Source organism: Staphylococcus sp. GDY8P119P (genome assembly GCF_017892075.1).
Lineage (GTDB): Bacteria > Bacillota > Bacilli > Staphylococcales > Staphylococcaceae > Staphylococcus > Staphylococcus ureilyticus.
This window is the reverse complement of record NZ_JAESKJ010000006.1, coordinates 1,036,912-1,059,243: the sequence shown is the minus strand read 5'-3', so window position 1 is coordinate 1,059,243 and position 22,332 is coordinate 1,036,912. Positions and strand designations below refer to the sequence as shown.

The 22,332-nt window shown below is 31.2% G+C and carries 23 protein-coding genes; 22 read left to right on the top strand and 1 reads right to left on the bottom strand.

Translation table 11 applies throughout. The annotated features are described in order from the left end of the window. Positions 1-72: 72 nt before the first annotated feature. The 3 genes from cdd to recO are packed head-to-tail and all read left to right on the top strand — an operon-like array spanning position 73 to position 2,156. A complete protein-coding gene (cdd, locus tag KA830_RS09195; RefSeq protein WP_046208148.1) occupies positions 73-477 on the top strand; it encodes a cytidine deaminase in 405 nt (134 codons plus the stop codon). After that, complete coding sequence (gene era / locus KA830_RS09190) at positions 477-1,376, top strand: GTPase Era (RefSeq protein ID WP_046208149.1); 900 nt, start codon at positions 477-479, stop codon at positions 1,374-1,376. Before cdd ends, era begins: the two co-directional genes overlap by 1 nt. A gap of 21 nt (positions 1,377-1,397) precedes the next feature. Next, complete coding sequence (gene recO, locus KA830_RS09185) at positions 1,398-2,156, top strand: DNA repair protein RecO (protein WP_046208150.1); 759 nt, start codon at positions 1,398-1,400, stop codon at positions 2,154-2,156. Between the two features lie 124 nt (positions 2,157-2,280). Here recO and KA830_RS09180 read toward each other — a convergent pair whose 3' ends face one another. Continuing rightward, on the bottom strand, positions 2,281-3,672 hold the full coding sequence (locus tag KA830_RS09180) for a glycine--tRNA ligase (protein WP_210134196.1): 1,392 nt from the start codon (positions 3,670-3,672) through the stop codon (positions 2,281-2,283). A gap of 341 nt (positions 3,673-4,013) precedes the next feature. Here KA830_RS09180 and ccpN point away from each other — a divergent pair, with 341 nt between their 5' ends. The 19 genes from ccpN (at position 4,014) to KA830_RS09085 (ending at position 22,332) form a co-directional block, all read left to right on the top strand. Next, the gene (ccpN, locus tag KA830_RS09175) at positions 4,014-4,637 is read left to right on the top strand and encodes a transcriptional regulator CcpN (protein WP_075100076.1); all 624 of its coding nucleotides are present in this window, start codon (positions 4,014-4,016) and stop codon (positions 4,635-4,637) included. A gap of 14 nt (positions 4,638-4,651) precedes the next feature. Beyond that, complete coding sequence (locus tag KA830_RS09170) at positions 4,652-5,473, top strand: pyruvate, water dikinase regulatory protein (protein ID WP_046208151.1); 822 nt, start codon at positions 4,652-4,654, stop codon at positions 5,471-5,473. Between the two features lie 46 nt (positions 5,474-5,519). Continuing rightward, positions 5,520-7,304, top strand: coding sequence for a DNA primase (gene dnaG, locus KA830_RS09165; RefSeq protein WP_046208152.1), 1,785 nt, complete (start codon positions 5,520-5,522; stop codon positions 7,302-7,304). A 138-nt stretch (positions 7,305-7,442) separates the two neighbouring features. After that, the gene (rpoD, locus tag KA830_RS09160) at positions 7,443-8,549 is read left to right on the top strand and encodes an RNA polymerase sigma factor RpoD (protein ID WP_046208153.1); all 1,107 of its coding nucleotides are present in this window, start codon (positions 7,443-7,445) and stop codon (positions 8,547-8,549) included. 66 nt (positions 8,550-8,615) lie between these two features. Then, positions 8,616-9,296 (top strand): tRNA (adenine(22)-N(1))-methyltransferase, encoded by a 681-nt coding sequence (locus KA830_RS09155; protein ID WP_204180123.1) that lies wholly within the window; start codon positions 8,616-8,618, stop codon positions 9,294-9,296. After that, positions 9,297-10,400, top strand: coding sequence for a Nif3-like dinuclear metal center hexameric protein (locus tag KA830_RS09150; protein ID WP_204180124.1), 1,104 nt, complete (start codon positions 9,297-9,299; stop codon positions 10,398-10,400). A gap of 205 nt (positions 10,401-10,605) precedes the next feature. After that, positions 10,606-11,940, top strand: coding sequence for a DEAD/DEAH box helicase (locus KA830_RS09145; protein WP_210134194.1), 1,335 nt, complete (start codon positions 10,606-10,608; stop codon positions 11,938-11,940). 16 nt (positions 11,941-11,956) lie between these two features. Further along, positions 11,957-12,847, top strand: coding sequence for a deoxyribonuclease IV (locus KA830_RS09140; RefSeq protein ID WP_070039373.1), 891 nt, complete (start codon positions 11,957-11,959; stop codon positions 12,845-12,847). 176 nt (positions 12,848-13,023) lie between these two features. After that, the gene (locus KA830_RS09135) at positions 13,024-13,797 is read left to right on the top strand and encodes a metal ABC transporter ATP-binding protein (RefSeq protein WP_210134192.1); all 774 of its coding nucleotides are present in this window, start codon (positions 13,024-13,026) and stop codon (positions 13,795-13,797) included. Then, on the top strand, positions 13,794-14,657 hold the full coding sequence (locus KA830_RS09130; RefSeq protein ID WP_204180125.1) for a metal ABC transporter permease: 864 nt from the start codon (positions 13,794-13,796) through the stop codon (positions 14,655-14,657). The genes KA830_RS09135 and KA830_RS09130 overlap by 4 nt, the downstream gene beginning before the upstream one ends. After that, positions 14,644-15,057, top strand: a complete 414-nt coding sequence (locus tag KA830_RS09125) for a Fur family transcriptional regulator (RefSeq protein WP_046208160.1) — start codon at positions 14,644-14,646, stop codon at positions 15,055-15,057. Before KA830_RS09130 ends, KA830_RS09125 begins: the two co-directional genes overlap by 14 nt. Positions 15,058-15,335: 278 nt before the next feature. Beyond that, a complete protein-coding gene (locus KA830_RS09120; protein WP_046208161.1) occupies positions 15,336-15,935 on the top strand; it encodes a superoxide dismutase in 600 nt (199 codons plus the stop codon). Positions 15,936-16,055: 120 nt separating this feature from the next. Beyond that, positions 16,056-18,107: a peptidoglycan D,D-transpeptidase FtsI family protein gene (locus tag KA830_RS09115; protein ID WP_210134190.1), complete on the top strand. Its 2,052-nt coding sequence runs from the start codon at positions 16,056-16,058 to the stop codon at positions 18,105-18,107. A gap of 129 nt (positions 18,108-18,236) precedes the next feature. Next, complete coding sequence (rpmG, locus tag KA830_RS09110) at positions 18,237-18,386, top strand: 50S ribosomal protein L33 (protein WP_019469354.1); 150 nt, start codon at positions 18,237-18,239, stop codon at positions 18,384-18,386. A gap of 134 nt (positions 18,387-18,520) precedes the next feature. Then, entirely contained in the window at positions 18,521-19,063 is a 543-nt protein-coding gene (locus tag KA830_RS09105) for a 5-formyltetrahydrofolate cyclo-ligase (RefSeq protein ID WP_204180126.1), read from the top strand. 11 nt (positions 19,064-19,074) lie between these two features. Continuing rightward, a complete protein-coding gene (locus tag KA830_RS09100; RefSeq protein WP_210134188.1) occupies positions 19,075-20,526 on the top strand; it encodes a rhomboid family intramembrane serine protease in 1,452 nt (483 codons plus the stop codon). Further along, on the top strand, positions 20,510-20,716 hold the full coding sequence (locus KA830_RS09095) for a YqgQ family protein (protein WP_239436892.1): 207 nt from the start codon (positions 20,510-20,512) through the stop codon (positions 20,714-20,716). The genes KA830_RS09100 and KA830_RS09095 overlap by 17 nt, the downstream gene beginning before the upstream one ends. Positions 20,717-21,022: 306 nt before the next feature. Then, positions 21,023-22,009: a glucokinase gene (locus tag KA830_RS09090; RefSeq protein ID WP_073341930.1), complete on the top strand. Its 987-nt coding sequence runs from the start codon at positions 21,023-21,025 to the stop codon at positions 22,007-22,009. After that, on the top strand, positions 22,009-22,332 hold the full coding sequence (locus KA830_RS09085; RefSeq protein ID WP_064208909.1) for an MTH1187 family thiamine-binding protein: 324 nt from the start codon (positions 22,009-22,011) through the stop codon (positions 22,330-22,332). Before KA830_RS09090 ends, KA830_RS09085 begins: the two co-directional genes overlap by 1 nt.

The window sequence follows — 22,332 nt, the reverse complement described above, 5'->3', positions numbered from 1 at the left end:
ATCTATATATTAAGCAACATTTAGTTTGGAAAAATACTATAATAATTAAAAATTGAATAGGAGTGTTAAATTATGGCTTACCAACCCGATTATTTCAAGGAAGTAAGAACAGCACAAAGCAAAGCTTATGCGCCATACAGTAATTTTAAAGTAGGTGCGTACTTAATTACGAAAGATGGTAAAACTTATCACGGCGCAAATGTAGAAAATGCCGCTTATCCATTAGGTATATGTGCAGAAAGATCAAGTCTGGTTGCAGCTATTGCTGATGGATATCGACCTGGCGATTTTGAATCAATCACTGTAACCGTTGATGCAGAAACACCTTCTTCGCCATGTGGTTCTTGTAGACAGGTTTTAAAAGAACTTTGTGATGACGAAATGCCTGTATATATGACTAATCACAAAGGTGACATGATTCAATCTACAGTTAGTGATTTATTACCTCTAGGATTTTCTGGAAAGGATTTAAAATAATGACAGCACATAAATCAGGATTTGTAACAATAATTGGTAGACCTAATGTAGGTAAATCTACCTTTGTTAATCGCGTCATCGGACATAAAATTGCTATTATGTCTGATAAAGCACAAACGACAAGAAATAAAATTCAAGGTGTCATGACTCAAGAAGATGCACAAATTATTTTTTTAGATACACCGGGTATACACAAACCTAAACATAAATTAGGCGACTATATGATGCGTGTTGCAACAAACACACTATCTGAAATTGATGCCATTATGTTTATGGTTAATGTTAATGAAGATATTGGTCGAGGCGATGAATACATAATGGAAATGTTGAAATCAGTCAAGACACCAGTGTTTTTAGTGTTAAATAAGATTGACCTCGTCCATCCGGATGAGCTCATGCCAAGAATAGAAAAATATAAAAAATATATGAATTTCACCGAAATTGTCCCTATATCTGCTTTAGAAGGATTAAATGTTGAGCATTTTATCAATGTTATTAAATCATATTTACCTGAAGGGCCAAAATACTATCCGGATAATCAAATTTCTGATCACCCAGAACAGTTTGTAGTGAGCGAACTCATTCGTGAAAAAATATTACACCTAACGAATGAAGAAATTCCACATGCGATAGGCGTCAATGTTGATCGTATGATTAAAGAAGATGAAGAACGTGTGAGGATTGAAGCAACGATTTTTGTAGAACGTGATTCACAAAAAGGAATAGTGATTGGTAAAGGTGGTAAAAAACTTAAAGAAGTAGGGAAAAGAGCACGTCAAGATATTGAAGGCTTGTTGGGGTCTAAAGTGTACTTAGAACTATGGGTAAAAGTTCAAAAAGATTGGCGAAATAAAGTAAACTTTATTCGTCAAATGGGCTATTTAGAAGATCAAGATTAAGTTGAGAGTCGGTGAGCTAAAATGTTAATCAAACAAAAAGGTATCATTATTAAAACGGTTGATTATGGCGAATCCGATAAAATTATTACAATTTTAAATGAATACGGTGCAAAAATTCCACTTATGGTTCGCCGTGCCAAAAAGAGCAAGAGTGGTTTGCAAGCTAATACGCAATTATTTGTTTATGGCTTGTTTATTTATTCTAAATGGAAAGGCATGGGAACTTTAAGTTCAGTAGATGTCATCGATCAAAATTATCATCTTCGATTAGATATTTATGAGAGTAGTTATGCTAGTTTATGTACTGAAACGATAGATCGATCTATTGATAATGATGAACTGTCACAGTTTAGCTACGAATTATTACATTTTGTATTAGATAAAATTAAAAGTGGTGTATCCGCACAGTTGATGTCGGTAATTGTATTAATTAAATCAATGTCAAAGTTTGGGTTTAGCGCAATTTTCAATCATTGTGTAGTCACTGGTGATGATGACCAAGCTAAACTCATTGGCTATAGTTTTAAATTTGATGGTGCAATTTCAAATCATGCAAAATCTCAAGATCCAAATGCTTTACTACTATCCAATAAAACGCTTTACTTATTAGATGTGCTACAAAATTTACCTATAAGTAAAATGAACGCCTTGAGTATACATCAAGATATTATTAATGAAATGTCGCAATTAATGATAATGTTATATAGTGAATATGCAGGTATGTATTTCAAAAGTCAAAAGCTTATTAATCAATTACAAAGATTAGATCATTCAAATTAATATAGTCAAAATTAATGAGAAATAAAATTTTATAAGTAAAAAACGTCAATTTCTATAAATTATATAGAAATTGACGTTTTCATTTTGTACTATTATTTTCAAAGTATAACTTGAAAAAGTAAAATTAAAATTTCACTTTTTCAGTTAAGAAACTTTCTAATTCAGCAATCGGCATACGTACTTGTTCCATCGTATCTCTGTCACGTACAGTTACTTGTTGATCTTCTAGTGAATCAAAGTCAAATGTTATACAGTATGGTGTACCGATTTCATCTTGACGGCGGTAACGTTTACCAATTGATTGTGATTCATCAAAATCAATTGCAAAGTTAGCACTTAATTGTTCAAATATTTTAATTGCATCACCAGATAATTTTTTACTTAATGGTAAAACAGCAGCTTTATAAGGTGCTAATGCAGGGTGGAAGTGTAATACAGTTCTTGAATCCTTACTACCTTCAACACCTTCTTCAGCATACGCATCACAAAGGAATGCTAATGTAACACGGTCTGCACCAAGTGATGGTTCAATACAATATGGAAGGTATTTTTCACCAGTTTCTTGATCATGATATTGGAAATCTTCACCAGAATGTTCGCTGTGTTGTTTTAAATCATAATCTGTTCTACTTGCAATACCCCATAATTCTCCCCAACCGAATGGGAAACGATATTCTATATCAGTTGTTGCATTTGAGTAGTGGGATAATTCATCTGCATCATGGTCACGTAAACGTGTTGCCGATTCACTTAAATTTAAGTCTTTTAACCATTGGCTAGCAAAAGTTTTCCAATAATTTTGCCATTCTATTTCTTCACCAGGTTTACAGAAGAATTCTAATTCCATCTGTTCAAATTCACGTGTTCTAAAGATGAAGTTACCAGGTGTAATTTCATTACGGAATGATTTACCGATTTGACCAATCCCGAATGGCAATTTTTTACGCATTGTACGTTGAACATTTTTGTAATTGACAAAAATACCTTGCGCAGTTTCAGGACGTAGGAAAATTTCATTTGTAGAATCTTCCGTCACACCTTGGAAAGTTTTGAACATTAAGTTAAATTGACGAATATCTGTCCAATTAGCAGTTCCACTTATAGGACAAACAATACCTTCTTCATCAATAATACGTTTCATTTCATCGAAACTTAAACCATCGGCTACGAAATTTTCGTCTCCTTTTTCATTCGCCATGTAGTCTTCTATTATTTTATCTGCACGATAACGAATTTTACTATCTTTATTGTCTATCATTGGATCGTTAAAGTTTCCTAAATGACCAGATGCTTCCCAAGTTTTTGGATTCATTAAAATTGCTGCATCAATCCCTACATTATATGGAGATTGCGTGATAAATTTTTGCCACCATGCTTTTTTAATATTATTTTTTAATTCTACACCTAATGGGCCATAGTCCCACGTATTTGATAAACCACCATAAATATCACTGCCAGGGAATACAAATCCTCTGTGTTTTGCTAACTGAACAATTGTTTCCATATCTTTTGCCAAAAAAAACACTCCTTTTAACATAAAAACGCCCCAAGACAAAGAAAAAGAAAAAAACTTAATCATTGCCTTGGGACGAGTTAATTATTTTTAATCACATATAATTATGTGTTTTTAATAAAATATTATTAACCCGCGGTTCCACCCAATTTAGTGAGTACACTCGCCTTTGAAACTTCTTTTTAAATTTTTAGCCAATTGTTATGTTAAGCTTTCACCACCCTTAACTCGCTTTAAATATAATTTTAATGTATTGGTTGATTATTAGCAAGTAAATATATGTATTTGTAGCAATTTATAATTCAATGTATAATTAAATGTAATGAGTAAAGGGGTGAAGTCTTATAGAACTGAATAAAAGACAACAACAAATTGTTGATATTGTCAAAAATAATGGACCTATTACTGGTGAACATATAGCAGAACATCTTAGTCTTACAAGAGCGACCTTGAGACCAGATTTAGCAATACTTACAATGTCTGGTATTTTAGAAGCACGCCCACGCGTAGGCTACTACTATTCTGGAAAACCCAAAAATAAATTAATTGCTGATCAATTAAAACAATATATTGTTAAAGATTATGCGTCACACCCTGTAGTAGTGAAAAGTGAAATGTCAGTTTACGATGCGATTTGTACTATATTTCTAGAGGATGTTAGTACGTTATTTGTTATAAATAATGAAGGAGATTTTATAGGCGTTTGTTCTCGGAAGGATTTATTACGTGCTTCGATGATAGGTAAGGATATACATACTATGCCTGTTAATATTATAATGACTCGTATGCCTAATTTAAGCTTTGTATTGGAAGACGAACGTGTCATATTTGCTGCAAACCTAATGATTGAAAAGGAAATTGATTCTTTACCAATTGTGAATAAAAAAGAAAATGGAAAATATGAAGTGAAGGGCCGTATTTCTAAAACAACAATTACTAAAATTTTTGTCTCTTTACTAAATGAATAGGTGGTATGTATTAAATGGAAAATATTAAAATTATTGTTGCTTCTGACTCAGTAGGTGAAACTGCTGAACTTGTAGCAAGAGCATGTATTTCACAATTTAACCCAAATCAATGTGAAAGTGAAATTAGTAGGTATCCGTATATAGAAGCTTTAGAAAACGTAGATGAGGTAATCTCAGTTGCTAAAGATACTGAAGCGATAGTTGTTTATACATTAGTTAAACCAGAAATAAGAAAGTATATGGAAGCAAAAATTAAAGAATTTCAAATTAAATCTGTAGATATTATGGGCCCATTGATGAATATATTATTAGATAAAATAGATGAGCAACCATATTTTGAACCCGGACTCGTGCACCAATTAGATGAAGCATATTTTAAAAAAATTGACGCTATAGAATTTGCAGTAAAATACGATGACGGTAAAGACCCAAAAGGTTTAGATAAAGCTGATATCGTTCTATTGGGCATATCTAGAACTTCAAAAACGCCTCTTTCACAGTATCTTGCACATAAAAGTTATAAGGTGATGAATATTCCTATTGTGCCAGAAGTCACACCCCCAGATAATTTATTTAATGTTGATACTTCAAAATGCATTGCCTTAAAGATAAGTGAGGATAAATTAAATCGCATCAGAAAAGAAAGATTAAAGCAATTAGGCTTAGGTGATAGTGCAAGATATGCTACCGAGCAACGTATTGAAGAAGAATTAAATTATTTCAATGAATTAGTTGAAAAAATTGGATGTCCTGTTATAGACGTAACTGATAAAGCGATTGAAGAAACTGCAAATGACATCATTAGTATTATTGAGCAAAACAGTTTCTTAAAATAAGAATTTCTATTATAATATTATAACTACTGTCTAATAGGTGATAATTTTGCGAATTGAACAAGCAACCATTAATGAAATAAAAGAGAAAACAGATATTCTCGATTTAGTAAGTGAATACGTTAAATTAGAAAAAAGAGGGCGCAATTACATTGGGTTGTGTCCTTTTCATGATGAAAAAACACCGTCATTTACTGTTTCTGAAGATAAACAAATTTGCCATTGCTTTGGTTGTAAAAAAGGAGGAAACGTCTTTCAATTCACTCAAGAAATTAAAGACGTTTCTTTTACTGAAGCTGTAAAGTTATTAGGTGAACGTGTAAATATTGAAGTGGAAACACCTCAAGCAACGTCAGAACAGCATACTAATCATCAAATTGCTTCTGAAGATTTGCAAATGATTGAGATGCATGAATTAATGCAAGATTACTATCATTATGCATTAAAAAAAACCGTTGAAGGAGAAGCAGCGTTAAACTATTTAAAAGAACGTGGGTTTACAGATGAACTCATAGATCGTCGGAAAATAGGTTATTCACCTAAAAATGCACATTTTTGCCATGACTTTTTACAGAAAAAAGGTTATGATATTCAATTAGCATATGAAGCGGGTTTATTGTCTAGGAATGAAGAGAATTTCAGCTATTATGATCGTTTCAGGGATCGAATTATGTTTCCATTATCAAATGCACAAGGTCGAACAGTTGGTTATTCAGGAAGAACATATACAAATCAAGAGCCTAAATATCTCAATAGTCCTGAAACACCGATATTTCAAAAAAGAAGATTGTTATACAACGTTGATCAAGCTAGAAAAGCAATTCGTAAAAATGATGAAATTATACTACTTGAAGGTTTTATGGATGTGATAAAAGCTGATTACGCAGGTTTGCATCAAGTTGTGGCAAGTATGGGAACTCAGATTTCACAAGAACATATCGCATTTATGAAAAAACTCACTTCAAATGTGACATTAATGTTTGATGGTGATTTTGCGGGTAGTGAGGCCACTTTAAAATCTGGGCAAATATTATTGCAACAAGGATTTAATGTTTTTGTAGTTCAACTACCAAAAAACATGGACCCGGATGAGTATATTGGAAAACACGGTGCAGATGCGTTTAATTATTTTGTGGAACATGAAAAAAAAGCATTTATTCTTTATAAAGTCCATATGCATCAAGAAGAAATAGAAAATAATGATTTAGCATATGAAAGGTATTTAAAAGAAATCACAAATGATATTTCATTAATGAAGTCATCGATTTTACGCAAAAAGATATTGCAAGACGTGTCAGAATTGTTTAAAGTAAGTATGGATAGTTTAAATAATGAAGTAGGACTACGTGAAGATTATTATCAACCACAGTCATATCAAATGCCTAGTGTGCCACAATTCACTCATTTAAATAAGCAAGAAAAAGCAGAACGTGCTTTATTAAAACATTTTATGAATGATAAGGATATTTTTTTAAATTATCATAAATTACTTCAAACAGAAGACTTTACAAATCAGTATTTTAAGCGTATATTTAATGTTTTACATGAGTTTTATTCTGAGAATGATACGTTTAATATTAGTGATGTTTTACAATATATCGATACAAATGACATTAAAGAAGCATTTATATCATTGGATAACTATTTGATAAATGAAGAACCATATGAACATGAAATCGATGATTATTTAGACACACTTTTAACAAATAGAAATGAAGAAACGATTGAATCGCTTAATCAAAAGTTACGGGAGGCTTCTAGATTAGGTGATTTAGAGTTGCAGAAATATTACCTAGAAAAAATTGTAAACTTCAATAAAAATAGAATGAATTAAATTAAAAATGAATATATCTGTAGATTATTGGGTTTAACAACTTGAATAAACCGTATGATTTATGGGTAGATAGTATTAAGATTATCTATCAAATGATATCATGGTTTCAAGTTGATATTATATTCGGGAGGCCTTTTCATGTCTGGAAATAAAGTTACACTTAAAAAGCAAACAATAGACCCATCTCTAACTTTAGAAGATGTAAAAAAACACTTAATTGAAAAAGGTAAAAAAGAAGGGCATCTTAGCCATGAAGAAATTGCAGAGAAATTGCAAAACTTCGAGATGGATTCTGATCAAATGGATGAACTATTTGATCAATTAACAGATAACGATATCAGTTTGGTAAACGAAAAAGATAGTTCTGACAAAGATGCAAAATTAAATCCTAATGATTTAAGTGCTCCTCCAGGTGTTAAAATTAATGACCCTGTTCGTATGTATCTTAAAGAAATCGGACGTGTCGATTTATTAAATGCGCAAGAAGAAATAGAATTGGCGAAAAGAATTGAACAAGGTGACGAAGTTGCTAAGTCAAGATTAGCTGAAGCAAACTTGCGTTTAGTAGTCAGTATAGCCAAAAGATATGTTGGCCGTGGCATGCTTTTCTTAGATTTAATTCAAGAAGGTAATATGGGCTTAATAAAAGCAGTTGAAAAGTTCGATTTTAATAAAGGATTTAAATTTTCAACATATGCGACATGGTGGATACGTCAAGCAATAACACGTGCTATTGCAGACCAAGCTCGTACAATACGTATTCCAGTGCATATGGTAGAAACAATTAATAAATTAATCCGTGTACAAAGACAATTATTACAAGATTTAGGTCGTGATCCAGCACCAGAAGAAATTGGTGAGGAAATGGATTTACCACCAGAAAAAGTAAGAGAAATATTAAAAATAGCTCAAGAGCCAGTTTCATTAGAAACACCAATTGGTGAAGAAGATGACAGTCACTTAGGTGATTTTATTGAAGACCAAGAAGCCCAAAGTCCATCTGATCATGCAGCTTATGAATTATTAAAAGAACAACTGGAAGATGTATTAGATACATTAACAGATAGAGAAGAAAATGTACTGCGCTTACGTTTTGGACTTGATGATGGAAGAACACGTACACTAGAAGAAGTAGGCAAAGTCTTCGGCGTTACGAGAGAACGTATTCGTCAAATTGAAGCTAAAGCATTGAGAAAATTAAGACATCCGAGTAGAAGTAAACGTCTTAAAGACTTTATGGACTAATTTTTCAGCTCTTTTGTACCTAGTCGTACAAAAGAGCTTTTTACATTTACATAGAGGAGCGCTTTTATGGTTATATTAAATCAAAGATTAAAAAAAGTAAGTACATATATAATAGGGGATTGTTTAGCGGATATTGGTTCAGACCATGCATACCTTCCGATTTATGCGATTGAAAACAATTTAGTCAAAAATGCAATTGCTGGAGAAGTTATCCAAGGACCGTTTGAAGCTTCGAAAAAAAATGTTGTGGAACATGAGTTAAGTAATCATGTCGATGTTAGACTAGGTGATGGATTGTCGATATTACAGTCAAATGATCAAGTTAATTCCATCACTATATGTGGTATGGGTGGACCGTTAATAGCTAAAATCCTTGAAGAAGGTAAAGAGAAATTAACTGCCCATCCGAGGCTTATTTTACAAAGTAATATACAATCTAGTGCGATTAGAAATTTGTTAGATTCCATGCATTACAAGATTATTGAAGAAGTTATTTTAGAAGAAAAAGGGCATATATATGAAATAATAGTGGCAGATTATTTTGAACAACAATCACAAAAACTTACTAAATCAGAAATAAAGTTTGGACCGATTTTATTAAAAAAGAAACATGAATTATTTTTAAAAAAATGGGAAAGAGAACGACAGGCATTGCAAAAAATCAAAGATCAATTGAACACTGAAAAACATCGTGAACGGCTAAATGAAATTAACAACGAAATCAATTTAATTAATGAGGTGTTGTAAATGAAAATTAAAATGTTACTCCAAGTAATAAATCAGCATGTACCATTTGAAACTGCAGAGTCATGGGATAATGTTGGCTTGTTAATCGGAGACGAATCTGCTGAAATTTCAGGTGTTTTAACCGCGCTAGATTGTACCAATGAAATTGTTGATGAAGCAATAAACCAAGGTTTCAATACAATTATTTGTCATCATCCACTCATATTTAAAGGTGTTAATAATATCATTCAACAAGAAGGCTATGGTGCTATCTTACGAAAATTAATTAAAAATGATATTAATTTAATTGCTTTACATACAAATTTGGATGTTTATCCAAAAGGTGTTAATGCAATGTTAGCAGAAAAGCTTCAATTGAAGAACCAACATATTTTAAATCCAGAAACTTTAAAATACTATAAGGTACAAGTGTTTATACCTGAAGAGAATCTTAAAACATTTAAAGATGCATTGAGTGATGCAGGTTTAGCTGAAGAAGGAAATTATAAATATTGTTTCTTTGAAAGTTCAGGGAATGGACAATTCAAGCCTACTGGTAGTGCCAACCCACATATTGGCTCAATAGATAAAATTGAAGAAGTAAAAGAATTTAAATTAGAATTTATGATTGAAGCATATCAAAAAGATTTAGCAGAACAATTAATTAAAAATAATCATCCATACGAAACACCAGTTTTTGATTTTATAAAAATGGAAAAAGAAGCGAATTATGGTTTAGGTATGATTGGTGATTTAGAATCCGAGATGGATATATCTACATTTGTGAAGCATGTCAAAGCGAATTTGGCAATGCCAAGTGTAAGATATGTTGGTAATTTAGATCAAATTATTAAGAAGGTTGCGATTATTGGTGGTTCCGGTATTGGATTTGAGACTCAAGCCGCTCAACAAGGTGCAGATATCTTTATCACTGGTGATATTAAACATCATGATGCATTAGATGCAAAAACTGCTGGTATTAACTTATTAGATATTAACCATTATAGTGAATATGTAATGAAAGATGGTTTGTGTAATTTATTAATAGATTGGTTTAACCCAGATGATATTACTTTTGAAATTAAGTCATCTAACCTCAACACAGATCCATTTAATTATTTATAATTGCCATGCATGTTTACTATCAAGAAATAAAATTTATTTTAGTCAATGACTAGTAATCTTTTTCTAGGCTGTGCATCCTTATGTTCCAGCTACACTTACATTTAAATTATATTTGATGACTGCCAATTTAGTATAAAATAATTAGTTCAAAATCGTTTGCGAATGCTTTATAATAGAAAAGATGAAGATTTAAGGAGGCCAAATCATGGCAAATCACCCATTCGATAAGTTTAATTTAGACCCAAGTTTAATTGACGCGGTACGAAATTTGAACTTTAATCAACCTACAGAAGTACAAAATAGAGTTATTCCAAAAATATTAAAACAAGTAAACTTAATTGGACAATCTCAGACAGGCACTGGAAAATCCCATGCCTTTTTATTACCACTGATACATTTAATAAATGTCGATATTAAAGAACCACAGGCAATCATCGTTGCTCCAACAAGGGAATTAGCGCAACAGCTATTTGATGTCGCTAGTCATTTAGCTGATTACAAAGGTGATTTATCTGTTAAACTTTTTATTGGTGGCACAGATATAGAAAAAGATAGACAACGCGCTAAGAATCAACCGCAACTTATTATAGGAACACCAACTCGGATAAACGATTTAGCTAAACATGGAGATTTGCATGTGCATTTGGCTTCTTATTTAGTTGTGGACGAAGCGGATTTAATGATTGATTTAGGATTAATAGAAGAGGTAGACCACATTGCTACACGTTTAGATGAATACTCCCATATAGCTGTGTTTAGCGCTACTATTCCTAAATCATTACATCCATTTTTAAATAAATATTTAGAAAATCCTGAATACGTCGAAATTGAAAATGTTCAAAAAAATAAAAAAAATATTGAATTCTATTTAATTCCGACAAAGGGTGAAGCAAAGATAGAAAAAACAATAAAACTCATTGATATTTTAAATCCATATCTATGTATTATATTTTGTAATAGTCGTGATAATGCAAACGAACTTACAGACCAGTTAAATACTGCCGGTTTAAAATTAGGTATGATACATGGTGGTTTAACGCCAAGAGAGCGTAAACAACAAATGAAGCGTATTCGTAACTTAGAATTTCAATATGTTATTGCAAGTGACTTAGCATCGCGTGGAATAGATATTGAAGGCGTAAGCCATGTGATTAACTTTGATGTACCAAATGATATCGATTTCTTCACGCATCGTGTTGGCCGTACAGGTAGAGGGCAATACAAGGGCGTGGCGATTACCTTATATAGCCCTGAAGAAGAAGAAAACATAGCGTTAATAGAACAACGAGGTTATCAATTTGAAAATGTTGATATAAAAAATGATGAGTTATCGCCAATTAAAGCACACAATACACGTCAATCACGTAAGAATAAAGATGATCATTTAACAAATGAATTAAAAAATAAAGTGAAGAGAAATAAGAAAAAAGTAAAACCTGGCTATAAGAAAAAATTCCAACGTGATCTTGAACATTTAAAACGTCAAGAGCGTAAAAAATACAGTAAGAAACAAAATCGTCAAGCCAGAAAAAATAAATAAAGGATTGGTGACTACTATGTTATTAGGATCTCATGTATCTATGAATGGTAAAAAAATGTTGGCAGGTTCAGCTGAAGAAGCACATAAATTCGGTGAATCTACTTTTATGATTTATACAGGTGCACCACAAAATACAAGAAGAAAGCCAATAGAAGAGCTAAATATTGATCAAGGACAAGAATTAATGCAAACGTACGGTCTTTCAAATATTGTAGTACATGCACCTTATATAATAAATATTGCAAACACTGTCAAACCACATGTGTTTAATCTAGGCGTAGAATTTCTACAAAGTGAAATTGAAAGAACGCAAGCCATTGGTGCTAAAGACATAGTATTGCACCCTGGCTCACATGTGGGAGAAGGTGCGGACGCTGGTATTAATAAAATCATAGAAGGTCTAAATGAAGTGCTGACGAATGACAATAATGTACGCATTGCACTTGAAACAATGGCTGGCAAAGGTTCAGAAATTGGAAGAAATTTTGAAGAAATCGCTCGGATTATAGATGGTGTCAAACATAATGAACGTTTATCTGTGTGTTTCGATACATGTCATACTCATGATGCAGGCTATAATGTAAAAGAAGATTTTGATGGTGTGTTGAATGAATTTGATAAGATAATAGGCATAGATAGAATACAAGTTGTTCATGTAAATGATAGTAAAAATGATATTGGTGCTCATAAAGATAGACACGAAAATATAGGTTTTGGTTATATCGGATTTGATGCCTTAAATTATATCGTTCATCATGATACGTTTAAAAACATTCCCAAAATACTTGAAACACCCTATGTTGGTGAAGATAAAAAGAATAAAAAACCACCTTATAAATTTGAAATTGAAATGCTTAAACAACAACAATTTGATCCAAGTTTAAAGGATAAAATTTTAATGCAATAATACTAAAAAAATGAATTATAATCAAAAATGTGAAAAAATAGATAAATGTATTTAAAGGATGACATAGTGAACTCAATTCAAAATGAGTTTCTAGATCATCCTTTTTTTGTTAATTCGTAAACATTACTATTTACATAATTGTTTGCAAGTTGTATAGTATAGAACGAGGTGAAAAGATGACTACTCCAGTGTTCGAATTAAAAAACATCGATTATTATTTTGAAAACAAAAAAGTATTAGAAAATTTTAATATTAAAATTAATAAAGGACAATTTTTGGCTATAGTTGGACCTAATGGTGCCGGTAAATCAACTTTGCTAAAAATTATTTTAGGATTGTTACCGTTGCAAAAAGGTGAAATACTTGTAGATGGTAATGTATATAATGGAAAACAATCTTTATACAAGATTAGTTATGTTTCACAAAAAGCTCAAGCTTTTAAAGCAGGTTTTCCTGCAAGTGTTAAAGAAGTCGTGATGAGTGGGCTGACGAAACGTAAAAAGTTATTTCAGTGGTTTAATAAAAAGGATGAAAATAAAGTGGAAGCCGTATTAAATCGATTGAATATAGGCCATTTAATTAATAAAAATATTGCCGAATTATCTGGTGGACAACAACAACGTGTATTAATTGCACGAGCGTTGATCAGTAACCCTTCAGTCCTTATATTAGATGAACCAACTAACGGTATAGATGCAAAACACGTTAGTGAATTCTATGAAACACTAGAAACTTTAAAAAATGAAGGCGTAACTATCATTTTGGTTACGCATGATATAGGTGTCGTGGCTGATACTGCTACAGAAGTAGCATGTTTAAACAAGCATCTGCATTTTCATGGCACGACAGAGGATTTTAAATCGTTAGATGAGGTAGAAATATCTAAAATATACGGTCATCCTATACAATTTGTAGATCACCAACATAATAGGGAGTGTTGTTCATCATGATTGAGGCATTATTAAATTTTGATTTTATGAGATACTCTCTATTAAGTGGTATTTTGATTGGTTTTATTGCCCCATTAATTGGTGCATTTATTGTTGTACGAAGGCTATCATTAATTGCAGATGCTTTAAGTCACGTTACACTTGGTGGTATCTCATTCGGGATGTTTTTCGTGACTATTGCACCCGCACTAACTTTTATTAATCCAATGTGGTTTGGGATATTGTTCGCAGTCATTGGTGCGTTATTGATTGAAAAACTTAGAACATCGTATAGTAATTATCAAGAAATTGCGATCCCTATTATAATGAGTGCAGGCATAGCATTAAGTGCCATTTTTATTTCACTTGCAGATGGTTTTAATCAAGAAATTGTTGGATTATTATTTGGATCAATCAGTGCTGTAACTATCAGTGATTTATCAACTATTATCGTAATCGTTATTATTGTATTAGCATTTATATTGTTATTTTATAAGGAATTATTCATTCTTTCATTCGATGAAGAATATAGTAAAGTGATAGGTATTCCGAAATGGATACAATTTTTATTTATTATTATCGTCGCGATGGTCATATCTGCTTCTATGAGAGTCGTAGGTATTTTATTGGTAAGTGCATTAATTACATTACCGATAGCTATAGCAATGCGTATGACAAAAGGATTCAAACAACTTATTATATTAAGCGTGTTAATTGGTGAATTTTCAGTTATAGCAGGGCTAGTATTAGCATTTTATATGAATATTTCCCCTGGAGGCGTAATTGTCGTATTACTTGTACTTTTATTAGCAATGATGATGTCATATCAAAAGTTTAAATTTAAAACTGTGAAAGGGGCTATTAATAATGAAAACAGATGAAGCAATTAATATTCTAAAAGCAGAAGGACACAAGTATACAAATAAAAGAAGAGATATGATAAATGTTTTTATAGAAGAAGATAAATACATTAACGCAAAACATATACAGCAAAAGTTAGACAAAGATTATCCAGGTATCTCATTTGATACAATATATCGAAATTTACATTTATTTAAAGATTTAGGCATCGTTGAGGGTACCGAACTCGACGGTGAAATGAAGTTTAGAATAGCATGTACAGATCACCACCATCATCACTTTATTTGTGAATCATGTGGTGATACAAAAATTATTGATTTCTGTCCAATTGAACAGATAAAGGCTTTTTTACCAAAAGTCGATATTCACACACACAAATTAGAAGTATATGGCATATGTGAAGCTTGTCAGCATGCTTAAAATTTTTAGCGTGTATCTAATGTAAAATAGCACCTATCGACGCTTATTACTAAAAAGTTCCCTTCTAAATATAGGTCATTAGTCTGAATTTTATTGAATTTTTAAAATACTTTGTCCTTTATGTTTAAAATCCACTATTTTGAGATATAATAGTAAAGGAACTAAAGATAACAAATATAATTTTATGACTTTTGAATAAGTTTGTAAGCATATTCATTGTTGTAATCATTTTTAGTTGTTATGCTTTATTTACAGATTAATTAGGAGGATGATTATTTATGGCTTTTGAATTACCAAATTTACCTTATGGTTCTGACGCATTAGAACCACATATTGATCAACAAACAATGGAAATCCACCATGACAAACATCATAACACTTATGTTACTAAATTAAATGCAGCAATTGAAGGTACTGATTTAGAATCTAAATCAATTGAAGAAATTGTAGCAAATTTAGACAGTGTACCAGAAAATATTCAAACAGCTGTTAGAAATAATGGTGGTGGACACTTAAACCATTCATTATTCTGGGAATTATTAACTCCAAACTCTGAAGAAAAAGGAACTGTAGTTGATAAAATTAAGGAACAATGGGGTTCTTTAGATGCATTTAAAGAAGAATTTGCAGATAAAGCTGCAGCTCGTTTTGGTTCAGGTTGGGCTTGGCTAGTTGTTAATAATGGCAATTTAGAAATTGTTACAACTCCAAACCAAGATAACCCATTAACTGAAGGTAAAACACCTATCTTAGGCTTAGACGTTTGGGAACATGCTTATTATCTTAAATACCAAAACAAACGTCCAGAATATATTAGTGCTTTCTGGAACGTTGTAAATTGGGAAAAAGTTGATGAATTATATAACGCTGCTAAATAATTAAGCTTCTATTTTTGACGGCCTTACACAGGTCGTCATTTTTTTATTTAAAATAATAGAAATCTGTATCAATTTCATATATCATTTAAAGTGATCACTTTTGAATAGAGGTATGTTGTTTTGCTAAAAAGATTAAAGGAAAAATCAAACGATGAGAAAATAAGAAATACGATGAATAAAAGAATAAGCTTTGTGTTTGGTCTAATTGTATTTATTTTTGCAATAATTGTCTTACGATTAGGCTATTTGCAAATTGCACAAGGCTCTTATTATAAACAATTAATTAAAAATAGTGAGAATTTAACTGTTAATGAAGCTGTTCCGAGAGGAAGAATTCTCGATAGAAATGGTAAAGTTCTAGTAGATAATGCATCAAAAAAAGCCATCACTTTTTCTCGGGGAAGAAAAACTTCTCAATCAGAAGTTTTAAAAATAGCTACTGATTTATCGAAACTTATAAAAATGGATACCGATAAAATCACAGATCGAGATAAACAAGATTTTTGGATTTTGAAACACCCTAATCAAGCTGACAAATTAATGAAAAAAGAACAAGCATTGTTAGATGATGGGAGTATTTCTCAAGAACAATATGATGAAACGTTACATAAAAAAATTGGAAAGCAACAATTTGATTCATTTTCAGACAAAGATTTACAAGTATTAGCGATATTTAGAGAGATGATGTCAGGTTCTGCATTAGATCCTCAAATGATTAAAAATGAAGATGTTACTGATGAAGAATATGCTGCAGTGTCACAAAAACTTTCTGATTTACCAGGGGTTAATACAACAATGGACTGGGATCGAAAGTATCCATATGATGATACATTACGTGGTATTTTTGGTGATGTCTCTACGACACAAGAAGGTATTCCAAAAGAATTAACAGAACAATATTTGTCAAAAGGTTATTCAAGAAATGATCGTGTAGGAAAATCTTATTTGGAATATCAGTATGATGATATTCTCAAAGGTAAAAAGAAAGAAATGAAATATACAACAGATAAATCGGGAGAAGTTATTGACTCACAAGTGATTCATAAGGGGTCACGCGGAGATGATCTTGTTTTAAGTATTGATATTGATTTGCAAAAGAAAACTGAAGAATATTTAGAAAAACAAATAAGCAAATTACGTAGTGAAGGTGCTAAAGATATGGACAATGCTTTAGTGGTTGTTCAAAATCCGAATAATGGCGATATTTTAGCAATGGCTGGTAAACAAATTGATAAAAATGGTGATTTAACCGATTATGATATCGGAACTTTCACATCACAATACGCTGTTGGATCGTCTGTTAAAGGCGGAACATTACTTGCTGGTTATCAAAATAATGCTATTAATGTGGGCGAAAAAATGGTTGATGAACCATTGAAATTTTCTGGTGGTCTTTCTAAACGTTCATACTTTAACCAAGATGGTAAAGTAACTATAGATGATAAAGAAGCTTTAATGCATTCATCAAACGTATATATGTTTAAAACAGCATTAAAAATAGCAGGTTCACCATACGCGCCAAACATGTCACTACCTACTGATATCTCAGAAGCAGGTCAAAAATTACGAAAAGGACTAAATCAAGTTGGTTTAGGTGTTAAAACAGGTATCGATTTACCAAATGAAACTGGCGGACAAATAGAACCGCTAACAGATAATCCAGGTAATTATTTAGATTTGGCAATTGGACAATATGACACTTATTCACCGTTACAATTATCACAATATGCTTCTACGATTGCGAACAGTGGTTATAGAATTCAACCACATATTGGTTTAGAAATCAGAAAAGCAACAAATAAAGATTCATTAGGCCCTGTGAAACAAAAAGTAAAAGGCGACGTATTAAATAAAGTTAACAATACATCAGATCAAGTTAAGCAAGTGCAAGAAGGTTTCAAAATGGCATATAATGAAAAAGAAGGTACAGGTTATCAAAGTTTCAATGATACTGTTGTGCCTTCAGCTGGTAAAACTGGTACAGCAGAAGTATTCCAGGACGGCAAACCAAAAGTAAATTCAACTTACGTAGGTTATGCACCAAGTGATAATCCGAAATTAGCATTTTCAATTGTATATACAAATCAACCTGTACCAGAACCTTGGCTTAATGGTGGTGACTTAGGTAGAGATATCATTAACTATTATTTTAAGGAAAAAGATAAAAAATAAAATTCATATAACTCATTTTTAAGTTAAAAACCTATGGGTATGGTATATATGAAAAATAATACTTTTCAATTTTATAACTAAATGGTATGATAAATAAGTCGTATTTTGAAAAGGTAAGGAGGAATTAGCATGCGCGTAAACGTAACACTAGCTTGCACAGAATGTGGGGAAAGAAACTACATCACAACAAAAAATAAACGTACTAATCCTGAACGTATCGAAATGAAAAAACACTGTGCTCGTGATAACAAACATACATTGCACCGTGAAACAAAATAATTAAATTTTTAACCAGATTCTAATTTTAGAATCTGGTTATTTTTTTTATTAAAAATATTGAAATGACAGTTTGATGACATAATATATTATTATCGTTATAATAAAAGAGGATATAAAATGGGAAGGTGTCATATATGAGTAAACATAAGTTAAGAAAAGAAACCATAAATAAAATGAAACAATTTTCAGATCAAGATCAAAAATTATCTGCTGATCAATACTTAACACAACAATTAATGAATACACCTGAATATAAATCGGCATATCGTATTGGAGTTGTCCTCTCAATGCACCATGAAGTAGATACATATCCCATCATTTCGAAAATATTAAATGATGATAAAAAAGTATTTGTACCAGAAACTAATTATAAAAATAAAACAATGTCATTTAAGGAGTTAGATAATTTATCAAATATTGCACCTGATGATAAAGGAATTAATTATGTTACAAGTGACACAGAAATAACAAATGATTTAGACCTATTGATCGTGCCTGGTGTAGTATTTAATAATAAAGGTTATAGAATCGGCTATGGTGGCGGCTATTTTGATAAATTTTTATCACAACATCAGCAGCCAACAATAAGTTTAATTTATGACTTTCAAATAAATGATTTTGAAATAGAAGCACATGATCAACCAGTGCAAAAACTAATTATAGCGACTACAAATTAATGGAGGGAAAAATGATTACAGAAAAGCATTTTTGGAAGTCAATTTATACTTGGATAAAATATTTAAATTATCAAGTTGTGCATCGTAATCAAGATGATACTGAAGTTTGGCTTGCAAATAAAAGAAAGCAATCCGTTGCAATATTTAAATTTGGTGCTAATTCTACACAAGAAGTAAGATTTGATAAAAGTAGAATCCAAGACCATGAAGAAGATATAATTACATTTTTAGGTTTTAAACCCCATAATTATAATTTATATATATATACCGATAAAACATTTACAAATGAAAATTTAGATGAGCTAAAATCAGTTAAATTCAAAGTAAAAATTTTACGTCAAAAAGAGCATATAGATCAAATAATGCCCAACTTTTTTGTGAAGTTTGTGTTTAATCGCGATGCGAACCATACAAAAGGTTTTTATAAACAAAGAGCATTAAATAATAATGCTATTGAAAAACATATGCTAAAATTTGCACCAGTTACATATTTATTAATAATAATTAATATTATTATCTGGCTTTCGATGGTATTATTGTTAAATCGATTTTCTGATTTAAAACTTTTAGATGTTGGGGGTCTTGTACATTTTAATGTTGTCCACGGAGAATGGTACAGACTCATTACATCCATATTTTTACATTATAACTTTGAACATATATTAATGAATATGCTAAGTTTATTTATTTTTGGAAAAATAGTAGAATCTATCGTTGGGCATTGGAGATTTTTAATTATTTATTTTGTTTCTGGTTTGTTTGGTAATTTTGCTTCATTATCTTTTAATACAGACACCGTCTCCGTTGGTGCAAGCGGTGCTATATTTGGTCTGATAGGTGCCATTTTCGCTTTTATGTATATTGGTAAACAATTTAACCAAAAGTTGATTGGTCAATTGCTAATTGTTCTTTTCGTTCTAATTGGCGTTTCATTACTAATGCAAAATGTAAATATTGTAGCACATGTTGGTGGATTTATTGGTGGTTTATTGATAACACTTATAGGATATTATTTTAGAATTAATCAAAATAAATTCTGGTTTTTTCTAATTGTAATGATTATTTTATTTATTGCAGCACAAATTAGGATTTTTACGATTCAAGAAGATAATATTTATAATACAATCATTGAAAAAGAAATGAAAAATGGCAATTATAAAAGTGCTGAAGATATGGTACAACATACGGTGAATAAAAGTTATGCTGATGATGAAACATACTACCTAAAAGGACTAATTAATGCGACAACTGATTCAAAATCAGAAGGTATGGCAACATGGGAAAGAGGTTTAAGAAACTTCCCAGATTCTGCATTATTAAATTACCAACTAGCGGTTGCAAATAGGTCCATCGATAACAAAGATAAAGCAAAAAAATACATTAAGTCCGCTTTGAAATTAGATCCAACAAATAATGATTATATAAATTTAAATAAAGAATTGAGCGATGACAGTGATTCATGAGATTAATACTTTTTATGATGTTCAACAACTTTTAAAAAAATTTGGTTTTATTATATATTTTAAGGATAAAAATGATGTTTATGAAATGATGGAACAAGAGCTTCATTCATTATATTCCTATAATTTAATTTCTAAAGATGATTATATTAAGTCCAAATTAGTGATTAGTCAAAGAAAAAGTGAACACTAATTTTACGAAAGTTCTATGAAAATGTAGTTACTGACATTATAGATATCTACCAAAATAAAGTGATAAAATATTGAAACTAAATAACAGCAATCATGCAAGTGCTGATATAATGTATCTTTATATTCATTATCATTGCATTTATGAAATGAAAAATATTAATATAGATATATATGTTTTATACAGAGAAAAATATATTTTAAGGAAAAAGACTACTATGTTGACACGTTAATCGTTAAAATCGTCTATTGACGAAACAAGGATTCAATTTAGCATTCCTTAAAAATAAGAGAAGGATGAATAAAATACATGGAAAAAATTATCTTAGCAGCAGATATTGGTGGTACAACTTGTAAGCTAGGTATATTCGACGAACAATTAGAACGAATTGAAAAATGGTCTATAAAAACTGATACGTCAGATGTTACAGGTTATGCACTTTTGGAAAATGTTTATGAATCTTTCGTTGAACATGTTGATAATTCAGAATTTGCTTTTTCAGATGTTTTAGGTGTAGGTATAGGTATACCAGGACCAGTGAATTTTGAAACAGGTGAAGTGAATGGTGCCGTTAACTTATATTGGAAAGAAACAGTTAATGTCAGAGAAATTTTCCAACAATTTGTAGACTGTCCAGTTTATGTTGATAATGATGCCAATGTTGCAGCATTAGGTGAAAAGCATAAAGGGGCAGGACATGGCGCAGACGATGTGGTTGCAATTACATTAGGCACTGGCCTTGGAGGCGGTATTATTTCTAATGGAGAAATTGTACATGGTCATAATGGCTCTGGTGCTGAAATTGGTCATTTTAGAGTTGACCATGACCAACGCTTTAAATGTAATTGCGGAAAATCAGGTTGTATTGAAACCGTTGCTTCTGCGACTGGCGTCGTCAATTTAGTGAATTTTTATTACCCTAAATTAACGTTTAAATCTTCGATACTTCAATTAATAAAAGATAATGAAGTTACCGCGAAAGCAGTATTTGATGCGGCAAAAGCTGGAGATCAATTCTGTATCTTTATTACCGAACGCGTGGCTAATTATATTGCATATTTGTGCAGTATTATCAGCGTAACAAGTAATCCTAAATATATTGTTTTAGGCGGAGGAATGTCAACTGCTGGTTTAATATTAATAGAAAATATAAAAACAGAGTACCATAATCTAACTTTTACACCAGCACAACAAGGTACAGAAATCGTTCAAGCTAAACTAGGCAATGATGCGGGCATTACTGGTGCTGCTGGTTTAATTTATACTTATATAATTGAAAAGGAAGGTGTGAAATAATGGCTATAGTAGATGTAGTAGTTATACCTGTGGGTACGGAAGGACCAAGTGTTAGTAAGTATATTGCTGAGATACAAACAAAATTAAAAGAATTTAAAGCACAAGGTAAAATTGATTATCAATTGACACCAATGAATACTTTGATTGAGGGAGATTTAAAAGATTTATTTGAAGTCGTTCAAGCAATCCATGAATTACCATTTGATAAAGGTATTGATAGAGTTTGTACTAATATAAGAATTGACGATCGAAGAGACAAATCTCGAAAAATGAATGACAAACTAAAATCTGTTGAAAATCATTTAGATAGTGGAGGTCACTAA

Excerpts from the sequence above, each read along its gene's own strand:
- KA830_RS09135 (WP_210134192.1), top strand. The coding sequence starts at position 13,024 with ATGACTACTCCAGTGTTCGAATTAAAAAACATCGATTATTATTTTGAA.
- KA830_RS09120 (WP_046208161.1), top strand. The coding sequence starts at position 15,336 with ATGGCTTTTGAATTACCAAATTTACCTTATGGTTCTGACGCATTAGAA.
- KA830_RS09140 (WP_070039373.1), top strand. The coding sequence starts at position 11,957 with ATGTTATTAGGATCTCATGTATCTATGAATGGTAAAAAAATGTTGGCA.
- KA830_RS09105 (WP_204180126.1), top strand. The coding sequence starts at position 18,521 with ATGAGTAAACATAAGTTAAGAAAAGAAACCATAAATAAAATGAAACAA.
- KA830_RS09100 (WP_210134188.1), top strand. The coding sequence starts at position 19,075 with ATGATTACAGAAAAGCATTTTTGGAAGTCAATTTATACTTGGATAAAA.
- KA830_RS09170 (WP_046208151.1), top strand. The coding sequence starts at position 4,652 with ATGGAAAATATTAAAATTATTGTTGCTTCTGACTCAGTAGGTGAAACT.
- recO (WP_046208150.1), top strand. The coding sequence starts at position 1,398 with ATGTTAATCAAACAAAAAGGTATCATTATTAAAACGGTTGATTATGGC.
- KA830_RS09125 (WP_046208160.1), top strand. The coding sequence starts at position 14,644 with ATGAAAACAGATGAAGCAATTAATATTCTAAAAGCAGAAGGACACAAG.
- rpmG (WP_019469354.1), top strand. The coding sequence starts at position 18,237 with ATGCGCGTAAACGTAACACTAGCTTGCACAGAATGTGGGGAAAGAAAC.
- KA830_RS09085 (WP_064208909.1), top strand. The coding sequence starts at position 22,009 with ATGGCTATAGTAGATGTAGTAGTTATACCTGTGGGTACGGAAGGACCA.
- KA830_RS09130 (WP_204180125.1), top strand. The coding sequence starts at position 13,794 with ATGATTGAGGCATTATTAAATTTTGATTTTATGAGATACTCTCTATTA.
- KA830_RS09150 (WP_204180124.1), top strand. The coding sequence starts at position 9,297 with ATGAAAATTAAAATGTTACTCCAAGTAATAAATCAGCATGTACCATTT.
- rpoD (WP_046208153.1), top strand. The coding sequence starts at position 7,443 with ATGTCTGGAAATAAAGTTACACTTAAAAAGCAAACAATAGACCCATCT.
- cdd (WP_046208148.1), top strand. The coding sequence starts at position 73 with ATGGCTTACCAACCCGATTATTTCAAGGAAGTAAGAACAGCACAAAGC.
- era (WP_046208149.1), top strand. The coding sequence starts at position 477 with ATGACAGCACATAAATCAGGATTTGTAACAATAATTGGTAGACCTAAT.
- KA830_RS09095 (WP_239436892.1), top strand. The coding sequence starts at position 20,510 with ATGACAGTGATTCATGAGATTAATACTTTTTATGATGTTCAACAACTT.
- KA830_RS09145 (WP_210134194.1), top strand. The coding sequence starts at position 10,606 with ATGGCAAATCACCCATTCGATAAGTTTAATTTAGACCCAAGTTTAATT.
- KA830_RS09155 (WP_204180123.1), top strand. The coding sequence starts at position 8,616 with ATGGTTATATTAAATCAAAGATTAAAAAAAGTAAGTACATATATAATA.
- KA830_RS09090 (WP_073341930.1), top strand. The coding sequence starts at position 21,023 with ATGGAAAAAATTATCTTAGCAGCAGATATTGGTGGTACAACTTGTAAG.